The 14,942-nt window shown below is 49.4% G+C and carries 17 protein-coding genes and 4 tRNA genes; 13 read left to right on the top strand and 8 right to left on the bottom strand.

Translation table 11 applies throughout. The features are described 5' to 3' along the window. Positions 1 to 54: 54 nt before the first annotated feature. A complete protein-coding gene (locus tag H3L95_RS00300; protein ID WP_003755001.1) occupies positions 55 to 939 on the bottom strand; it encodes an intein-containing protein in 885 nt (294 codons plus the stop codon). Between the two features lie 107 nt (positions 940 to 1,046). On the opposite strand from H3L95_RS00300, the gene H3L95_RS00295 reads away from it, so the two are divergent. The 13 genes from H3L95_RS00295 to H3L95_RS00235 all read left to right on the top strand — a co-directional run bounded on the left by H3L95_RS00295 (position 1,047) and on the right by H3L95_RS00235 (position 9,898). Then, positions 1,047 to 1,894 (top strand): IS630 family transposase gene (locus H3L95_RS00295; protein ID WP_182096179.1). Its coding sequence is split into 2 segments (ribosomal slippage): positions 1,047 to 1,362 and positions 1,362 to 1,894, totalling 849 coding nucleotides; the frame shifts between segments, so codons are not numbered across the junction. A 311-nt stretch (positions 1,895 to 2,205) separates the two neighbouring features. Further along, positions 2,206 to 2,580, top strand: a complete 375-nt coding sequence (locus H3L95_RS00290; protein WP_003759920.1) for a hypothetical protein — start codon at positions 2,206 to 2,208, stop codon at positions 2,578 to 2,580. Between the two features lie 118 nt (positions 2,581 to 2,698). Beyond that, the gene (locus H3L95_RS00285) at positions 2,699 to 3,409 is read left to right on the top strand and encodes a hypothetical protein (RefSeq protein ID WP_003759921.1); all 711 of its coding nucleotides are present in this window, start codon (positions 2,699 to 2,701) and stop codon (positions 3,407 to 3,409) included. Positions 3,410 to 3,412: 3 nt separating this feature from the next. Then, a complete protein-coding gene (locus H3L95_RS00280; protein WP_003759923.1) occupies positions 3,413 to 3,865 on the top strand; it encodes a tetratricopeptide repeat protein in 453 nt (150 codons plus the stop codon). A gap of 209 nt (positions 3,866 to 4,074) precedes the next feature. Then, entirely contained in the window at positions 4,075 to 4,584 is a 510-nt protein-coding gene (locus tag H3L95_RS00275; protein WP_003759926.1) for a DUF2199 domain-containing protein, read from the top strand. A gap of 7 nt (positions 4,585 to 4,591) precedes the next feature. Next, positions 4,592 to 4,741, top strand: coding sequence for a hypothetical protein (locus tag H3L95_RS13695; protein ID WP_003759928.1), 150 nt, complete (start codon positions 4,592 to 4,594; stop codon positions 4,739 to 4,741). A gap of 180 nt (positions 4,742 to 4,921) precedes the next feature. Beyond that, positions 4,922 to 6,400, top strand: coding sequence for a 4-hydroxy-3-polyprenylbenzoate decarboxylase (ubiD, locus tag H3L95_RS00265; protein ID WP_003759930.1), 1,479 nt, complete (start codon positions 4,922 to 4,924; stop codon positions 6,398 to 6,400). Between the two features lie 118 nt (positions 6,401 to 6,518). Further along, positions 6,519 to 7,043, top strand: a complete 525-nt coding sequence (locus tag H3L95_RS00260) for a GNAT family N-acetyltransferase (RefSeq protein ID WP_003759932.1) — start codon at positions 6,519 to 6,521, stop codon at positions 7,041 to 7,043. A 384-nt stretch (positions 7,044 to 7,427) separates the two neighbouring features. Next, the gene (locus tag H3L95_RS00255; protein ID WP_003759933.1) at positions 7,428 to 9,416 is read left to right on the top strand and encodes a monovalent cation:proton antiporter family protein; all 1,989 of its coding nucleotides are present in this window, start codon (positions 7,428 to 7,430) and stop codon (positions 9,414 to 9,416) included. Positions 9,417 to 9,488: 72 nt separating this feature from the next. Beyond that, positions 9,489 to 9,564, top strand: a tRNA-Val gene (locus tag H3L95_RS00250). A gap of 32 nt (positions 9,565 to 9,596) precedes the next feature. Further along, positions 9,597 to 9,673: transfer RNA gene (locus H3L95_RS00245), tRNA-Asp, on the top strand. A 40-nt stretch (positions 9,674 to 9,713) separates the two neighbouring features. Continuing rightward, positions 9,714 to 9,789, top strand: a tRNA-Val gene (locus tag H3L95_RS00240). Between the two features lie 32 nt (positions 9,790 to 9,821). Then, positions 9,822 to 9,898: transfer RNA gene (locus tag H3L95_RS00235), tRNA-Asp, on the top strand. Between the two features lie 116 nt (positions 9,899 to 10,014). Here the strand turns inward: H3L95_RS00235 and H3L95_RS00230 are convergent. The 7 genes from H3L95_RS00230 to gcvT all read right to left on the bottom strand — a co-directional run bounded on the left by H3L95_RS00230 (position 10,015) and on the right by gcvT (position 14,827). Beyond that, a complete protein-coding gene (locus H3L95_RS00230; RefSeq protein WP_003759935.1) occupies positions 10,015 to 10,257 on the bottom strand; it encodes a hypothetical protein in 243 nt (80 codons plus the stop codon). Between the two features lie 21 nt (positions 10,258 to 10,278). Then, positions 10,279 to 10,743 carry a hypothetical protein gene (locus tag H3L95_RS00225; protein WP_003759936.1) on the bottom strand — a complete coding sequence of 155 codons (465 nt, stop codon included), beginning with the start codon at positions 10,741 to 10,743 and terminating at the stop codon, positions 10,279 to 10,281. Between the two features lie 133 nt (positions 10,744 to 10,876). Beyond that, positions 10,877 to 11,503, bottom strand: a complete 627-nt coding sequence (locus tag H3L95_RS00220) for an arylesterase (protein WP_003759938.1) — start codon at positions 11,501 to 11,503, stop codon at positions 10,877 to 10,879. Between the two features lie 42 nt (positions 11,504 to 11,545). Then, the gene (locus H3L95_RS00215; RefSeq protein ID WP_003759940.1) at positions 11,546 to 12,244 is read right to left on the bottom strand and encodes an energy transducer TonB; all 699 of its coding nucleotides are present in this window, start codon (positions 12,242 to 12,244) and stop codon (positions 11,546 to 11,548) included. Between the two features lie 319 nt (positions 12,245 to 12,563). After that, positions 12,564 to 13,115: a DNA-3-methyladenine glycosylase I gene (locus H3L95_RS00210; protein ID WP_003759942.1), complete on the bottom strand. Its 552-nt coding sequence runs from the start codon at positions 13,113 to 13,115 to the stop codon at positions 12,564 to 12,566. 105 nt (positions 13,116 to 13,220) lie between these two features. After that, complete coding sequence (gcvH, locus tag H3L95_RS00205; protein ID WP_019270281.1) at positions 13,221 to 13,607, bottom strand: glycine cleavage system protein GcvH; 387 nt, start codon at positions 13,605 to 13,607, stop codon at positions 13,221 to 13,223. A 119-nt stretch (positions 13,608 to 13,726) separates the two neighbouring features. Next, positions 13,727 to 14,827 (bottom strand): glycine cleavage system aminomethyltransferase GcvT, encoded by a 1,101-nt coding sequence (gene gcvT / locus H3L95_RS00200; protein ID WP_003759947.1) that lies wholly within the window; start codon positions 14,825 to 14,827, stop codon positions 13,727 to 13,729. Positions 14,828 to 14,942: the final 115 nt, after the last annotated feature.

The raw sequence follows: 14,942 nt of genomic DNA, 5'->3' as shown, positions 1-14,942 counted from the left end.
TTTCAGACGACCTTTGTTGCAAACAGCGGCGTTACGGTTGCCCGCCGTCGCGGATTACCGGGCTATCCACCCGGCTGCTCCGCAGTTCTGGTTGTGCACTAGAATTCCCCCTGTATCCACACAGTAGGTGTGGTAATCCTCAACCTCGATGTTATAAACCGTGGTGCGGTAGGGGCGGTAATGCCGTTGTCCGTCCTCGTCCACATACAGCAGGTTCTCGTCATTTGGTACATCCGCCCAATCCAATGTCGGAGAATTCAGCGATTCGTCAGTTAGAACCATCTCATAGCTGTTGCCTAAATCCGACTCTTTCCAGCCGTAAGCCAGATTGGTTGGCTGTGCCCATGCCTGGTCGGTATCGCGGTAGACATACAGCGGGCGGTAATCCTCCACCACATAATATTTGCGACAACCCAACACCACGTCGCCGCGCTCAAGCTGGTCGGCGCGCTTCCACACCGGCTGTTCGTACAGCCGCATTTCATAGGGGGTATGCTTAAATGCCCACAGGGCTTCGTATTTTTCCCAGCCGTCCGGTCCATTGAACATATCGCTGCTGTCGTAATCGCAGCCCTTCCAATAGGCGCCGAGCTTGCCAAACTCCAGATGCTCAAGAATCAGGTTGGTGATGACGCCGTACACGCAGAACGGGTGATTCGGGGTAGCGACTAGGGTTGCCCCTCCCCCGTTCCTTTCGGGGAATTGGGAAAACTTCAGCATCACTACTTCCTTGTCCTCATAACGGAAGGTATTCACCACCCGCTTGGGCACGGTCTCGCCGATGCCGTTTTCAGGGCGAGACATCACCAAATCACCCACCTTCAGTTCGTCTATCGGCGTCCAGCCTTCTTCCGTTTCTACCAAAGTGCCCTTTATAAAGCAACCCATGCCGGAGGATAGGGCGTTTTCTACGGCGTGTTGTCCATTCAATTTGTTCATATTGTTTCCCGAAATTGTGTTTTTAAAAAGTTTCTGATTAAAGGAGATGGCTATATATAGTCAATTAAAAACAAAATGGTACAATACTCAACTTTGAAGGTCTAACCATGGCATACTCTGCGGACTTAAGGAACAAAGCTTTAAACTATTACGAACAATGCAAAAACATCAGCCAAACCGCAGCAACGTTTAACCTGTCAAGAAACACGCTTTACCTGTGGATTCGCCTTAAAAAACAAACAGGCAGCCTAAAACATCAAGTTACCGGTCTAAATGCCGTCAAATTGGATAGGCAAAAACTGGCTCAATATGTTGGGCAACACCCGGATGCCTATCTGCATGAAATCGCCAAACATTTTGATTGTACGCCAGCCGCCGTTTGCTATGCACTCAAACAGATGGGGATGACGCGCAAAAAAAGACCACCACTTACAAAGAACAAGATCCGGCCAAAGTAACGCATTATTTGACACAGCTGGCCGAATTTTCCGACTACCAACGTGTTTATTTGGATGAAACAGGATTTGACCGCTACCTGTTCCGCCCCTATGCCCGCAGCCCGAAAGGGCAAATAGTGAAAGCGCAGATAAGTGGAAAAAGATACCGACGCTTATCTCTGGTGTCCGCACAAGTCGGCAACCGGCTGATTGCTCCGATGGTTTATCAAAATACGATGACCGGAGTCTTTTTTGAAGCGTGGTTTCAGCAATGCCTACTGCCCGCATTGACTCAAAAATCGGTGATTATTTTAGATAATGCACGATTTCACCGTATGGGTGTCTTACGGGAAATGGCGGAAAAATGGGGACATAAGGTATTGCCTCTTGCACCTTATTCACCTGAGCTCAACCCGATTGAGAAGGTGTGGGCGAATATTAAGCGGTATCTGCGAACCGTATTGTCTGATTACGCCCGATTTGACGATGCGTTACTGTCCTATTTTAAATTTAATTGACTATAGATACCTCGTATCACTTGTAAGGTCGTCTGAAAACGGATTTGGGTTTTCAGACGACCTTTTTACATTATGCCGCCAAACATAGTTAAAAAATCATGCAGTAATCTTCAAAAATCTGATAGAAGGTATTTCCATATTATTCCCTCAGCAATTGCTCAATATGCATATTTTAAATGAGAAAATATATTTATGGCTGACAAAGGCCGTTTTCTTGATAATAATATTGACCCTGACTCAGAATGAATCGAAAGCATAAAAGGTCGTCTGAACGCCAATCGTTTCAAACCATCATCTAAGGACATTCATAAATGGTACGCCTTGCCTCATCCCTATTATTGCTCATCACCGGCCTTTCACTTACCGCTTGCGGTTCTAGTATTGATTACGACCGCCAAGGATTGGAACGCAGCCAACAAATGTGGCAGCAGCGGCTGGACAGCCTTCCAATCGGCGCAACTGAAGCGCAACTGCGCGACTGGCAAAACAAATACGGATTAAAACTGGCGTTTCAAGAACCTGACCATTATTACAGTTCCAACCTGCCCGAAGGCCATTTCCCCGTAAAAAAACATTGGTCCAAATTCAGCCCTTGCGATGCTTTTTTCTTATCTTTGACCATCCAAACCAACGAGCAAAAGCAAGTGGTTAAAAAAGAACTGAAAGCCTTGGGCAGCTGCATATAAACCGTCTATGATTCAGGTCGTCTGAAAACCAAAATCCGTTTTTCAGACGACCCCGACCTCGGATTTAAACTTTATCCATCATCAACATAAACCAACGCTCATCAATAAAGACTACAACATGAATTATCGCGAAATTATTAATGAACTAAATGAAAACCTACATGCATTTCCCGAAGCTGAAACCGTGTTTTCCGAAAAGCAGCCATGGTTGAAAGAACATTTTCTGCCTTGTATCAGTATCGACTTAGTGGAAATCAATCCCGAATGGAAAGGCATAACGCTGCATTTGATCAATCCGCAGGAACCGGGTGACGGCTTAATCGGCGAGCTGACGCAGTTCGCCCATAATGAATTTATCGGGATTAACTGGCTTTCATTCCGCTTGACTGAAGACAACCGTTACGAATTTTTGGGTGACGAGCGTTATTTTCTCCGCAGTCCGGCCAACAAACATTTGCTGACCGATCCGTATTTGGAAAAATATTTTGCCGAAAACCTGAAAAACTATGCCGAACAGAAAAAAGCATTTCAGGAAAAAACAGGGGATTACAACGGAGAGCCCTATTTCAGCAAGTATGACGGATTATTTCTGAACAGCTTGGGTGGAGAACGCATTGAAAGCAGCAACTGGTCAACCTCAGACGACATCCCGTCTGCTTACAAAATGACGCAAGACGAAGACGGGAACGTCACCATTACCCACAATGGCAATCGTTTTTACCATATCGCCTCAGCTTGCGGCTATTCCTATTCCCATGGCGCAGACAATATTGTCATGCTGTACGAGCCGATCAGCAGACTTGTTCTATTTACTTACGATTGGACATAAACCATGAGCGAATTAAACGACCAAACCTACGACACCATTTGCCGGCTTTGCGAACAAGGCGACACATTGGCGGAAGACGGGCAATACACCGAGGCACTCGACCTTTATTGGCAGGCATGGGATTTGTTGCCCGAACCGAAAACCGACTGGGAAGCGGCAACATGGATTCTGGCAGCCATCGGCGATGCGGATTTCTTGAGCGGCGATTTTGCCGCCGCGCACGAGCATTTAAGCCACGCCATGTATTGCCCGGACGCAATCGGCAACCCGTTTTTACATTTGCGTTTAGGACAGGCGCAGTTTGAATTGGGCAATATGGAACGCGCCGCTGACGAGTTGATGCGCGCCTACATGGGTTTGGACGACGAAGCGTGGCTGGACGAAGACCCGAAATATCTGGATTTTTTAGCCACCGTGGCAGAAGGCATTGAAAACCACAGCCGAAAAAACCACTAATGCAATATAGGCTGCGCCCTGTTTTTCAGACGACCCGGACTTCAAACCAGTTATATAGTGGATTAAATTTAAATCAGGACAAGGCGACGAAGCCGCAGACAGTACAGATAGTACGACAAGGCGAGGCAACGCCGTACTGGTTTAAAGTTAATCCACTATAAAAGGTCGTCTGAAAACCGGTCCCGCCTAAAACTCAAAAGGAATCCATCATGTACACTTGCACTTCCTGCGGCGAAAAACATGAAGACATGCCGGCGCTCTGCTTTGCCACTCCCGATCCCTATAACCAACTCAGTGAAGAAGAACGCATTGCTTATCAAGCGGAATGCGATTCTGATTTCTGCATCATCCGCTATCCCGACCAAACCGACCGCTTTATCCGCGCGGTGCTGCTTATTCCGATTATCGGGCATGAGGAAACGCTGGAATACGGTGTGTGGGTATCCGTCAGTGAAAAGAGTTTTAACGACTATCAAAGCGACTTTCACGACAATCCGGAAAACGTCGTTTATTTCGGCAGGATATGCAACCGACTGCCCCCTTATGAATCCGACACCTTCGGCCTGCACTGCAATGTCGTTACCCAGTCCGACAACCGGCGTCCCCTGCTGCAAATGCATCAAGGCAGCGAACATCCGCTGGTACACGACTTTTATCACGGCATAGAATATGCCGAAGCGCAGGCAAGGATAGAGGCGGCATTCGGTGCAGACTATTAAGGACCAAATGGCAAACCGCCCTCTATTGGACGAAACCATGTCCGACGGCTCCCGCCTGTTCCTGCAACTGCCGCAAACCTGCCCGCCGTCGAGCCTGCTGCGGCAAATTGTCCGCCGCTTAGGCGGACCCCTACCGCCTTCGTTTCTAATGAAATAACAGGCGAAACGTGGATAGATTTCTGCTACAAGGGCTGGAAGTTCAGTATTCACAATCCATATAGTGAATATTGTTTTTTTGCCGAAAACAGCGAATGCCCCGAAGCTATATTACAATCTGTGATTCAGGTCGTCTGAAATCCAAAGTCCGGTTTTCAGACGACCTCAAATAAGGATCAACATGAAATACAAAGACCTACGCGACTTCATCGCTATGCTCGAGCAGCAAGGCAAACTCAAACGCGTCGCGCATCCCGTTTCCCCGCATTTGGAAATGACCGAAATCGCCGACCGCGTGCTGCGCGCCGAAGGGCCGGCGTTGCTGTTTGAGCACCCGATTAAGCCCGACGGCACGCGCTACGATTATCCCGTGTTGGCGAACCTGTTCGGTACGCCCGAGCGCGTGGCAATGGGCATGGGCGCGGACAGCGTGTCCAAACTGCGCGAAATCGGGCAGACGCTGGCGTATTTGAAAGAACCCGAACCGCCCAAAGGCATTAAAGACGCATTTTCCAAACTGCCGCTGCTGAAAGACATTTGGAGCATGGCGCCGAACGTGGTGAAAAACGCGCCGTGTCAAGAAATCGTGTGGGAAGGCGAAGACGTTGATTTATATAAACTTCCGATTCAGTATTGCTGGCCGGAAGACGTTGCGCCGCTGGTAACGTGGGGCTTGACCGTAACGCGCGGACCGCACAAAAAACGCCAAAATTTAGGCATTTACCGCCAACAACTCATCGGCAAAAACAAGCTGATTATGCGCTGGCTGTCGCATCGCGGCGGCGCGTTGGATTATCAGGAATTCCGCAAACTCAATCCTGATACGCCGTATCCCGTCGCCGTCGTGCTCGGTTGCGACCCCGCCACTATTTTAGGCGCGGTAACACCCGTTCCCGATACTTTGAGTGAATACCAGTTTGCAGGACTGCTGCGTGGCTCGCGGACGGAGCTGGTGAAATGTATCGGCAACGATTTGCAAGTGCCCGCCCGCGCAGAAATCGTGTTGGAAGGCGTCATCCATCCGAACGAAACCGCGTTGGAAGGCCCATACGGCGATCACACGGGCTATTACAACGAGCAGGACCATTTTCCCGTGTTCACGGTCGAACGCATCACCATGCGCGAAAACCCGATTTACCATTCGACCTACACAGGCAAACCGCCCGATGAACCCGCCGTTTTGGGCGTGGCGTTGAATGAAGTGTTCGTACCGCTCTTGCAAAAGCAGTTTCCCGAAATCACCGATTTCTACCTGCCGCCCGAAGGCTGCTCCTACCGCATGGCGGTGGTCAGCATGAAAAAACAGTATGCCGGACACGCCAAGCGCGTGATGATGGGCTGCTGGTCGTTCCTGCGCCAGTTTATGTACACCAAATTCATCATCGTGGTGGATGACGATGTAAATGTGCGCGACTGGAAAGAAGTCATCTGGGCGGTCACCACGCGCATGGACCCCGTACGCGACACCGTTTTGATGGAAAACACGCCTATCGACTATCTCGACTTTGCCAGCCCCGTCAGCGGGCTCGGCGGCAAAATGGGCTTGGACGCGACCAACAAATGGCCGGGCGAAACTGACCGCGAATGGGGACGGGTAATCAAAAAAGACCCCGCGGTTACGGCTAAGATTGATGAGATTTGGGGGGAGTTGGGGTTGTAAACCAAAAGTGCAGGCTGCTTTTCGCACATTCAAAACCAGAAGCAGCCTGCACTTTGCCAAGGTCGTCTGAAAGCAGCGTTTCAACAAAATTTCCAAACAATATTAGGCATTTTTGAGCATGGAAACACTAAAAACAGTCCGCCTAATCCTCCGCTCTTGGACGCTGACCGATGCTGAATCGGTGTACGAACAAGCCCGCACCCCTAAAATCGGAGCGATGTGCGGCTGGCCTCCTCATACCAGCGTGGAGGAAAGCCGCGAAATTATTGAACACGTCCTCCGCAAGCCGCATAGTTTTGCCATTTGCTTGGAAGATAATCAAGCGATAGGCAGCATCGGCCTACTTTTTCAAAACGACAGCAATCTGCCGATGAGCGACCGTGAAGCGGAAATAGGTTATTGGCTGGGCGAGGATTTTTGGGGAAAGGGTTATGCAACCGAAGCGGTGCAATCGGTGGTTGCCTATGCTTTTGAGGAATTGTCTCTGGTGCGGCTTTGGGCTGTGGCTTATCAGGAAAATACCCCTTCGCAACGCGTGCTGGAAAAATGCGGATTTTATCCTCATCACACTGAAGAACACTTCTTTTCCAAGCCGACGGGTGAGACGCATAGGGCGGTAATATATGCGCTGGAGAAAGAGTAGTCGTCGGAATGTACTCGTAAAGCAACATATCTTGCTTGTTTTAAACCGCATTAAGCACTAAAAGGGTCGTCTGAAATCAAGTTTTCAGACGACCCTTTTAACCGATAAAACTTTACAATAACTTATCTAATTATTGCATGTTGCCGATACACCCCTGATTTAAAACTCATTCACTCTGAAGCAATCGCCCCGCCACCAGATACCCAAATCCCACTGCCAATATTTCGAACAGCATTTTTTTGGCTATATAAAGCATTACTTTACAGATTTTTTGATATAATTTTGACTATCCGTTTAGATAACCCGTTGATACCACCCTCTGCGTGTTTTCAGACGGCCTATCAAAAATATAACTTGTTTTCCAAATAAAAGGCCGCCCGCTCTATGCACGAAACTTTTTCCCTCGCACCCATCGTTATCGTCCTCCTCGTTTCCGTCATTACGGTGATTTATTGCCGTAAATTCAACATTCCTTCCATGCTCGGTTATCTTTTGGTTGGTTTTATCGCCGGTCCGGGTATGTTGAAGCTGATTCCGCAAGGCCATGCTACTGATTATCTGGGCGAAATCGGTATCGTATTCCTGATGTTCAGTATCGGTCTCGAATTCTCCCTACCCAAGCTCAAAGCCATGCGCCGCTTGGTGTTCGGTTTGGGCGGTTTGCAGGTCATTGTGACCATGTTGTCGATTATCGGCATTTTGATGTTGATGGGCGTCAGCTTTAATTGGGCGTTTGCCGCAGCCGGGGCGATGACCATGTCGTCCACGGCAATCGTCAGCCGCATCCTGTCCGAAAAAACCGAATTGGGACAGCCGCACGGTCAAATGGCGATGGGTGTCTTGTTGATGCAGGATATTGCCGTCGTGCCGCTGATGATCCTGATTCCCGCGTTGTCAGGAAAGGGCGATGAAGGCAGCTTGGGGGCGGCGCTCGGTCTTGCCGGATTGAAAATGCTGGTCACGCTGGGCGTGTTATTCGTCGTCGGCAGCAAGGTGATGTCTCGCTGGTTCAGACTGGTCGCCAAACGCAAGTCGTCTGAATTGTTCATGATCAACGTCCTGCTGGTAACCTTGGGCGTAGCTTATCTGACCGAACTGGAAGGCTTGTCGATGGCATTGGGCGCATTCGTCGCCGGTATGCTGCTTTCGGAAACGGAATACCGTTTCCAAGTGGAAGACGACATCCGCCCGTTCCGCGACATCCTGCTCGGCTTCTTTTTTATCACCGTCGGCATGAAACTGGACATCCAGGCTTTAATCGGCGGCTGGCAGCAGATTCTGATTTTGCTGGCAATCCTGCTGGTATTGAAAGCATTGGTCGTCTTTTTTATTGCCTTGCATATGAAGCATCCGATTGCAGACAGCTTGAAAACAGCCCTCTACTTGGCACAAGGCGGCGAATTCGGTTTTGTGATGTTAAACATCTCCAGCAAAATGAATATGGTGTCGCCCGAGCTGGAGCAGGCAGCTACGGCAGCGATTCTGTTGTCCATGATTATCGCCCCATTCATCTTGGGCAGCAGCGATGCCATCGTCAGCCGTTTTGTCAAATCAAGCTGGGATATGAAGGCATTGGATTTGCACAGTATGTTGGTAGAAACCATGAGCAAATCCGACCACGTCCTAATTATCGGTTTCGGACGTGGCGGTCAGACCGTCGGACGCGTCTTGGCTCAGGAAAACATCCCCTACTTCGCCCTCGACCTGGATATCGCCAGGGTTCAGGTCGCGCGCAATGCCGGCGAACCGGTCTCGTTCGGCGATGCCAAACGGCGGGAAGTCTTGGAAGCGGCAGGCTTGGAACGCGCCAAAATGGTGGTCATTACCCTGAACAATATGCACGAAACCCAGCATGTTCTCGACAATATCATGTCCCTGCATCCGAGCATGCCCGTGTATGTTCGGGCAACCAATGACGATTACGTCAAAACCTTCACGGATATGGGCGCGGAAGAAGCCGTATCCGACACCAAAGAAACCAGCTTGGTACTGGCAAGCTACGCCATGCTGGGTAATGGCGCAACCTTCAATCATGTTTATCAAACCATTGCCAACATCCGACACAGCCGCTACGCCTCTTTGGAAGGCTTGTTTGTCGGTAGCGATGATGAAAATGGATTTGACGACGGAGGCAAATCGGTATGCCGCCACGCCTTCCCTCTGACAGGCGAAGCCTACGCCATCGGCAAGACCATCCGTGATTTGCCTTTGGATAACGCAGGCATCAAACTTCTATTTATCCGCCGAAACACAAGCAGGATAGAAAACCCCGACTTGGATTTCCAGCTTCAACCGAATGATATTTTGGTCGTCGCAGGTCGACAGGAGGAAATTATTTCTTTTGAAAACTGGAGTTTGCAAGGAAATACCTAATACACTGAAAAATAAAGCTTGCGCGGCGGATGCTTTTTTGATTTAATAGCGTCTTCGCAAATGCAGCGACAAGGGTGATTAGCTCAGTTGGTAGAGCGTCTGCCTTACAAGCAGAATGTCGGCGGTTCGACTCCGTCATCACCCACCAAGTTTCCTTTCATTGTTGCAAAACAATGATGCGCGGTGGTAGCTCAGTTGGTTAGAGTACCGGCCTGTCACGCCGGGGGTCGCGGGTTCGAGCCCCGTCCGCCGCGCCAAATTTCAAAAATACTGACCTCGTCGGTATTTTTTATTTTCGGGTGATTAGCTCAGTTGGTAGAGCGTCTGCCTTACAAGCAGAATGTCGGCGGTTCGACTCCGTCATCACCCACCATGTTTCCTTTCATTGTTGCAAAACAATGATGCGCGGTGGTAGCTCAGTTGGTTAGAGTACCGGCCTGTCACGCCGGGGGTCGCGGGTTCGAGCCCCGTCCGCCGCGCCAAATTTTAAAAATACCGGCTTTTGCCGGTATTTTTTTGCGTGTAAGAAACGAACGTAGAAAAAGAGCGGTATTTAGTTTTTCAGACGACGTGCATTAGGAAGGTCGTCTGAAAAGCTTCAATCAGCGTTCTCATCGCGTTTATCATACTTTCTCAGGAAAATCACTGTCCAAATCAAGCTGATTAAAATACTGCCAAAAAAGGCAATCTCAAAGAAAACAACCAAATCCCCGAGGCAGCCGACTCCGCAATTTCCGCTATTACTGCTCAGAAAATCATTAATATAAGCGACAACATAAAGAATTGCCACAAACTCAGGAATAGCCATCAACCAAATACCTAAAACATTCAACCATTTCATCAGCGTCTTACAACCTCTTTTTTAGCATTTAGGCAGTATATATGACGGTATGACAGAAGACAATGCACCAACGATGGCCACATACAGGCTGAACAGCCCGAATGCCGAAAAAGAAAAGTCCTGCGAAATCATCTGAACGAGGATGAAAGAGGAGAAAATCCAATAATAAAATGCCGTCAAACCCGCCGCCTTTATCTTATCTTTCCTATTGCATTTCAAATTCAACTTCTCAGCAGTATAACCGACAAAATAGCCGGGAATACAAGAGGTCAGCAAGATCAGCCCCACAATCAATAAAGAAAGTGGAAAAGTAAATATTAAAAATAAAAATACCCCTCCCAGCAAGTTGGAAATATCTGTTCTCGGAATAGGGGAAAGAAACAAAATCAGCCAAAAAGCAACGATAAACAGTGGCAACCCCCATATCAAATTGGTGCACGTATAAGCCCGATAAGGGTTGAAATCTTCTTCTGGTGAATGTTCCATAATCTTTCTTCGTAAACTATGCGAAAAGCATTTACTCTAAACAATTATCCCACGCGCTACAAAATTCATATCCCTTTTCTTTTTTAAAAGGTCGTCTGAAAACAACAAACCTGGGTAAAATCGTCGTTTACTCCTACAAAAACCCCTCTTCCTGCAAAAACTTCTCCAACTTCTCCGCAAATGCCTTATACCCCGCCGCGTTGGCGTGTATTTGGTCGGATTTCAACTTTTCATCACTCAAAATCTCAGACCATGCGTCGCCGAACAAGGGAATTTTGTATTGTTCGGCAAGCTCCTGATAAAGCGGGTGATCGCTCAAATGACCGAACAATGCGCCGACGCTCAGGTGCGGTACGCCCACTAAGACGGCGGGGATATTTTCCTTCTGCACGCTTTCGATGATTTTGGCGATATTGGCACGGGTTTCAGCTTCGGGAAATTTACGCAAGAAGTCGTTGCCGCCTATGCCGATAATCACAAGCTTGGGTTGGCGTTGCAACAGCGCGGGCAGGCGCGACAGGGCTTGTGCGGAGGTATCGCCGGAAATGCCGCCATTGATGATGTCCCAACCGGTCAGCTTTTGCAGTTGCGCAGGATAGGATTCGGCAGGGTCTGCGCCGTAGCCGTAGGTGAGCGAATCGCCCAAAGCAAGTACGGTACTGCCTGCGGCAATTTTCGTCTGCTTCTTGCCGGATTTACTGCCGCAAGCTGCAAGCAGCAAAACGCTTGCGTAAGTAAGGAATGTTCTTCGTGTGAGCATATTTTGTTTCTGATTCTTGAAAGTATCACGGAAGCTGCCGCGTTAATTTTGTACATCTTGATCTTGAAGATGGAAAGTGATAGGCATCCTAAATTCCATCCATACAGGTTTGCCATCTTTAACGTTAGGTAAAAAGATGCCTCCCATTGCCCCTTTCCTTGCCGCATTATCCAACATGTTATAACCTGATCTTTTTATCACTTTGATGCTCTCCAATTTACCCTCCGGCGAAACTACGCCCCCCAATATAACCTCACCCTCATCCCCATTTTCCCATGCTACAGGAGGATAAGGAATGTTCACCCGTCGATATAAACCGCCTTCATAGTTGTCGTTTTCCCCATAGAGCAAGTAAATATGTTCCGCATAAGACGGAACGTTTTGACACACGCTCCGCACCTCGCCGTTTGCATTGGTTTGATCAGAGCAAGTTTGAGCAGGTTCATATCGCTTCGGACGCTTCTGCGCCAATGCGGCTTTGCACAATGCCTTTCCTGCCGACTGATCTCGGCACACTGCGCCATCAACCCTGCCTTTTTTATTAATGACGGACAACACCGGCAACACGCCGCCCTTACGCCCGTCAGGCGTCGGAATAACCACCACTTGCGGGTTCGCTGCCTGCGGACGTTTTAAGATTTTTTCAACAGGCGGCAGTTTTTTGCCCGGCATGGTGGAACCTGCGGCCAGAAGAGTGGGCAACATCAAGAGTGTTAAAACGGATGGTTTGAACAGGTTCATTTTTTGTTTTCTTTATGTTTGATGATTTATCTTGTGGCGTGATTAAAAAGATTATGACATAGAAAATATGGAAAAGCTGAATTTCAAAGGACAAAGTTTGCCTCAAGGTCGTCTGAAAATAGTTATAGTGGATTAACTTTAAACCAGTACGGCGTTGCCTCGCCTTAGCTCAAAGAGAACGATTCTCTAAGGTGCTGAAGCACCAAGTGAATCGGTTCCGTACTATCTGTACTGTCTGCGGCTTCGTCGCCTTGTCCTGATTTTTGTTAATCCACTATATTTTTGAAACCGGCAAAGCAAGTTGCCTCAAAACCCGTTTTCAGACGACCTCTGCCCATTTTGGATGGCATTCTAAAACTTCTTGATAAACCGGACAGCTTTCAATATGCGCGCCGGGCAGGTAGCCGGTACTCATTAAAAATTCGCCGACGATTTCGCCGCCGACAAATTTGAAATGTTTTTTAAACAGCTTCACCCACTCGGCTTTATCGAGCGGATGGTTCGTATCGAGCCAGTGTTTGAACGAGCCGTATTTCTGCTGCAATCTTTTGATTTGTCGGGCGTTGTAAATAGCGGCATTGATTTTCAGGCGGTTGCGGACGATGCCTGCGTCGGCAAGCAGGCGTTCGATGTCGGCTTCGTCGAATGCGGCGACAGTGTCAATGTCGAAATTTTTAAATGCAGCCCGAAACGCCTGTTGTTTTTTCAGCATCAACGTCCAGCTCAAACCCGCCTGATTGATTTCCAACACCAGCCGTCCGAACAATTCATTGTCATCTGAAATCGGAAAACCGTATTGCTTATCGTGGTAATGTTTGTTCGGATTGTCCGTATCGTTTGGGAGGGCGGCAACAAATTCGCAGTAATTCATGTTTTATCGTTCAAGCGAAACAAAGGTCGTCTGAAAACCTAAAACAGGGTTTCAGACGACCTTTCACAATCGAAACGCGGCAAAATGCCTGCCGCGCAAGTTTAATCAATCCACTTCGCCCGCGTATTGCTCGGCAGTCAGCAGGCCGTCGTAGTCGGCAGGATTGGCTGGTTTGATTTTGAAGAACCAGCCTGCGCCGTAAGGGTCGCTGTTGGCGGTTTCCGGCGCGCTGGGCAAATCTTCGTTGACGGCGACGACTTCGCCTGCAATCGGCGCGTACACGTCGGACGCGGCTTTCACAGACTCAACCACACCGGCTTGTTCTTCGGCGGCAAGGTTCGCGCCGACTTCGGGCAGCTCGACGAACACGATGTCGCCCAACAACTCTTGCGCATGGTGGGTAATGCCGACGGTAACGGTACCGTCTTCTTCAAGGCGCAGCCATTCGTGGCTGGCAACGTATTTCAGTTCGGCTGGGATGTTGTTGCTCATGGTTTGATTCTCCATTGGTTTTTTGGCTTAAAGGGTGAAGCCTTCGGATATGATCGACAGGCTGTTTTACGTTTGCTTTCAGACGACCTTAATTTTAATAAAGGTCGTCTGAAACCGCATCAATCAAACTGTTTCTGTCCGTTGCGTACAAACGGCAGCTTCAATACGCGCACGTCCACTTCCTTGCCGCGCATCAGCACTTTGGCGGTATCGCCGTCAAAATCTTTCGGTACGCGGGCGATGGCGATGGATTGTTTCAGGCTGGGCGAGAATACGCCGCTGGTGGTTTCGCCTTTGCCTTTATCGGTCAACACTTCCATATGCGCGCGCAGGATGCCGCCTTTGTCGAGCAGCAAACCGACTTGTTTGACGGCAACGCCTTTTTCTTTCAATGCCAACAAGGCGGCTTTGCCGACGAAATCGCGGTTTTCGTCTTTCAAATCAACCGTCCAGCCCATGCCTGCTTCGAGCGGACTGGTGTCGTCGTCCATATCGTTGCCGTAGAGGTTCATGCCGGCTTCCATGCGCAGGGTGTCGCGCGCGCCGAGACCGCAGGGCTGTATGCCGGCTTGTTGCAAGGCTTTGAAGAATGCGACGGCTTCGGTGCCGGGCAGGATGACCTCGACGCCGTCTTCTCCGGTGTAACCGGTGCGGGCGACAAACCAGTCGTTGCCCAAATCCGTGCCTTGGAACGGTTTGAGGTTGTGGACGACATCCGCCCATTCGGGTTTGACGGTCAGGAGTTTTTCGATGGCTTTAGGACCTTGCACGGCAAGCATACCGAGGTCGTAGCGCGGGTTGAAGGCGACGCCGAATTCTTGTCCGACTTTGTGAAACTGGGCGGTGTCTTTTTCGCGGGTCGCGCCGTTGGACACGATGCGGTATTGGGTTTCGGCTTCGTTGGTGCGGTAAACGATCAAGTCGTCAATCACACCACCGTTGTCGTTGAGCAGCGCGGAATAAAGGGCTTTGCCGACGAAGGCGAGTTTGGCAACGTCGTTGGCAATCAGTTTGCGGAAAAAGGCTTTGGCGTTCGCTCCGGCGACATCGGTAACGAGCATGTGGGATACGTCGAACATACCTGCGTCGGTGCGCACAGCTTCGTGTTCGGCGATTTGCGAACCATAATGGATGGGCAGCTCCCAGCCGGCAAAATCGACCAGCTTCGCGCCTGCATCTTGATGGGCTTGGTGAAACGGGGTGGTTTTCAGGGCAGTCATTCTCAGCTTCTCCGGATTTATTGTTCAGATGCCGTCCGCACAAGATGCGCGGAAGACCCTATCTGTCCTTGAACCTGAGATTTTCGGCATACCCGCTTGATGGCAAACCAGTCTG

It is taken from the genome of Neisseria sicca (assembly GCF_014054945.1).
In the GTDB taxonomy this organism is placed as follows: Bacteria; Pseudomonadota; Gammaproteobacteria; order Burkholderiales; family Neisseriaceae; genus Neisseria; species Neisseria sicca.
The sequence above is the reverse complement of the archived record's forward strand: the minus strand, read 5'-3'. Positions and strand labels throughout refer to the sequence as shown.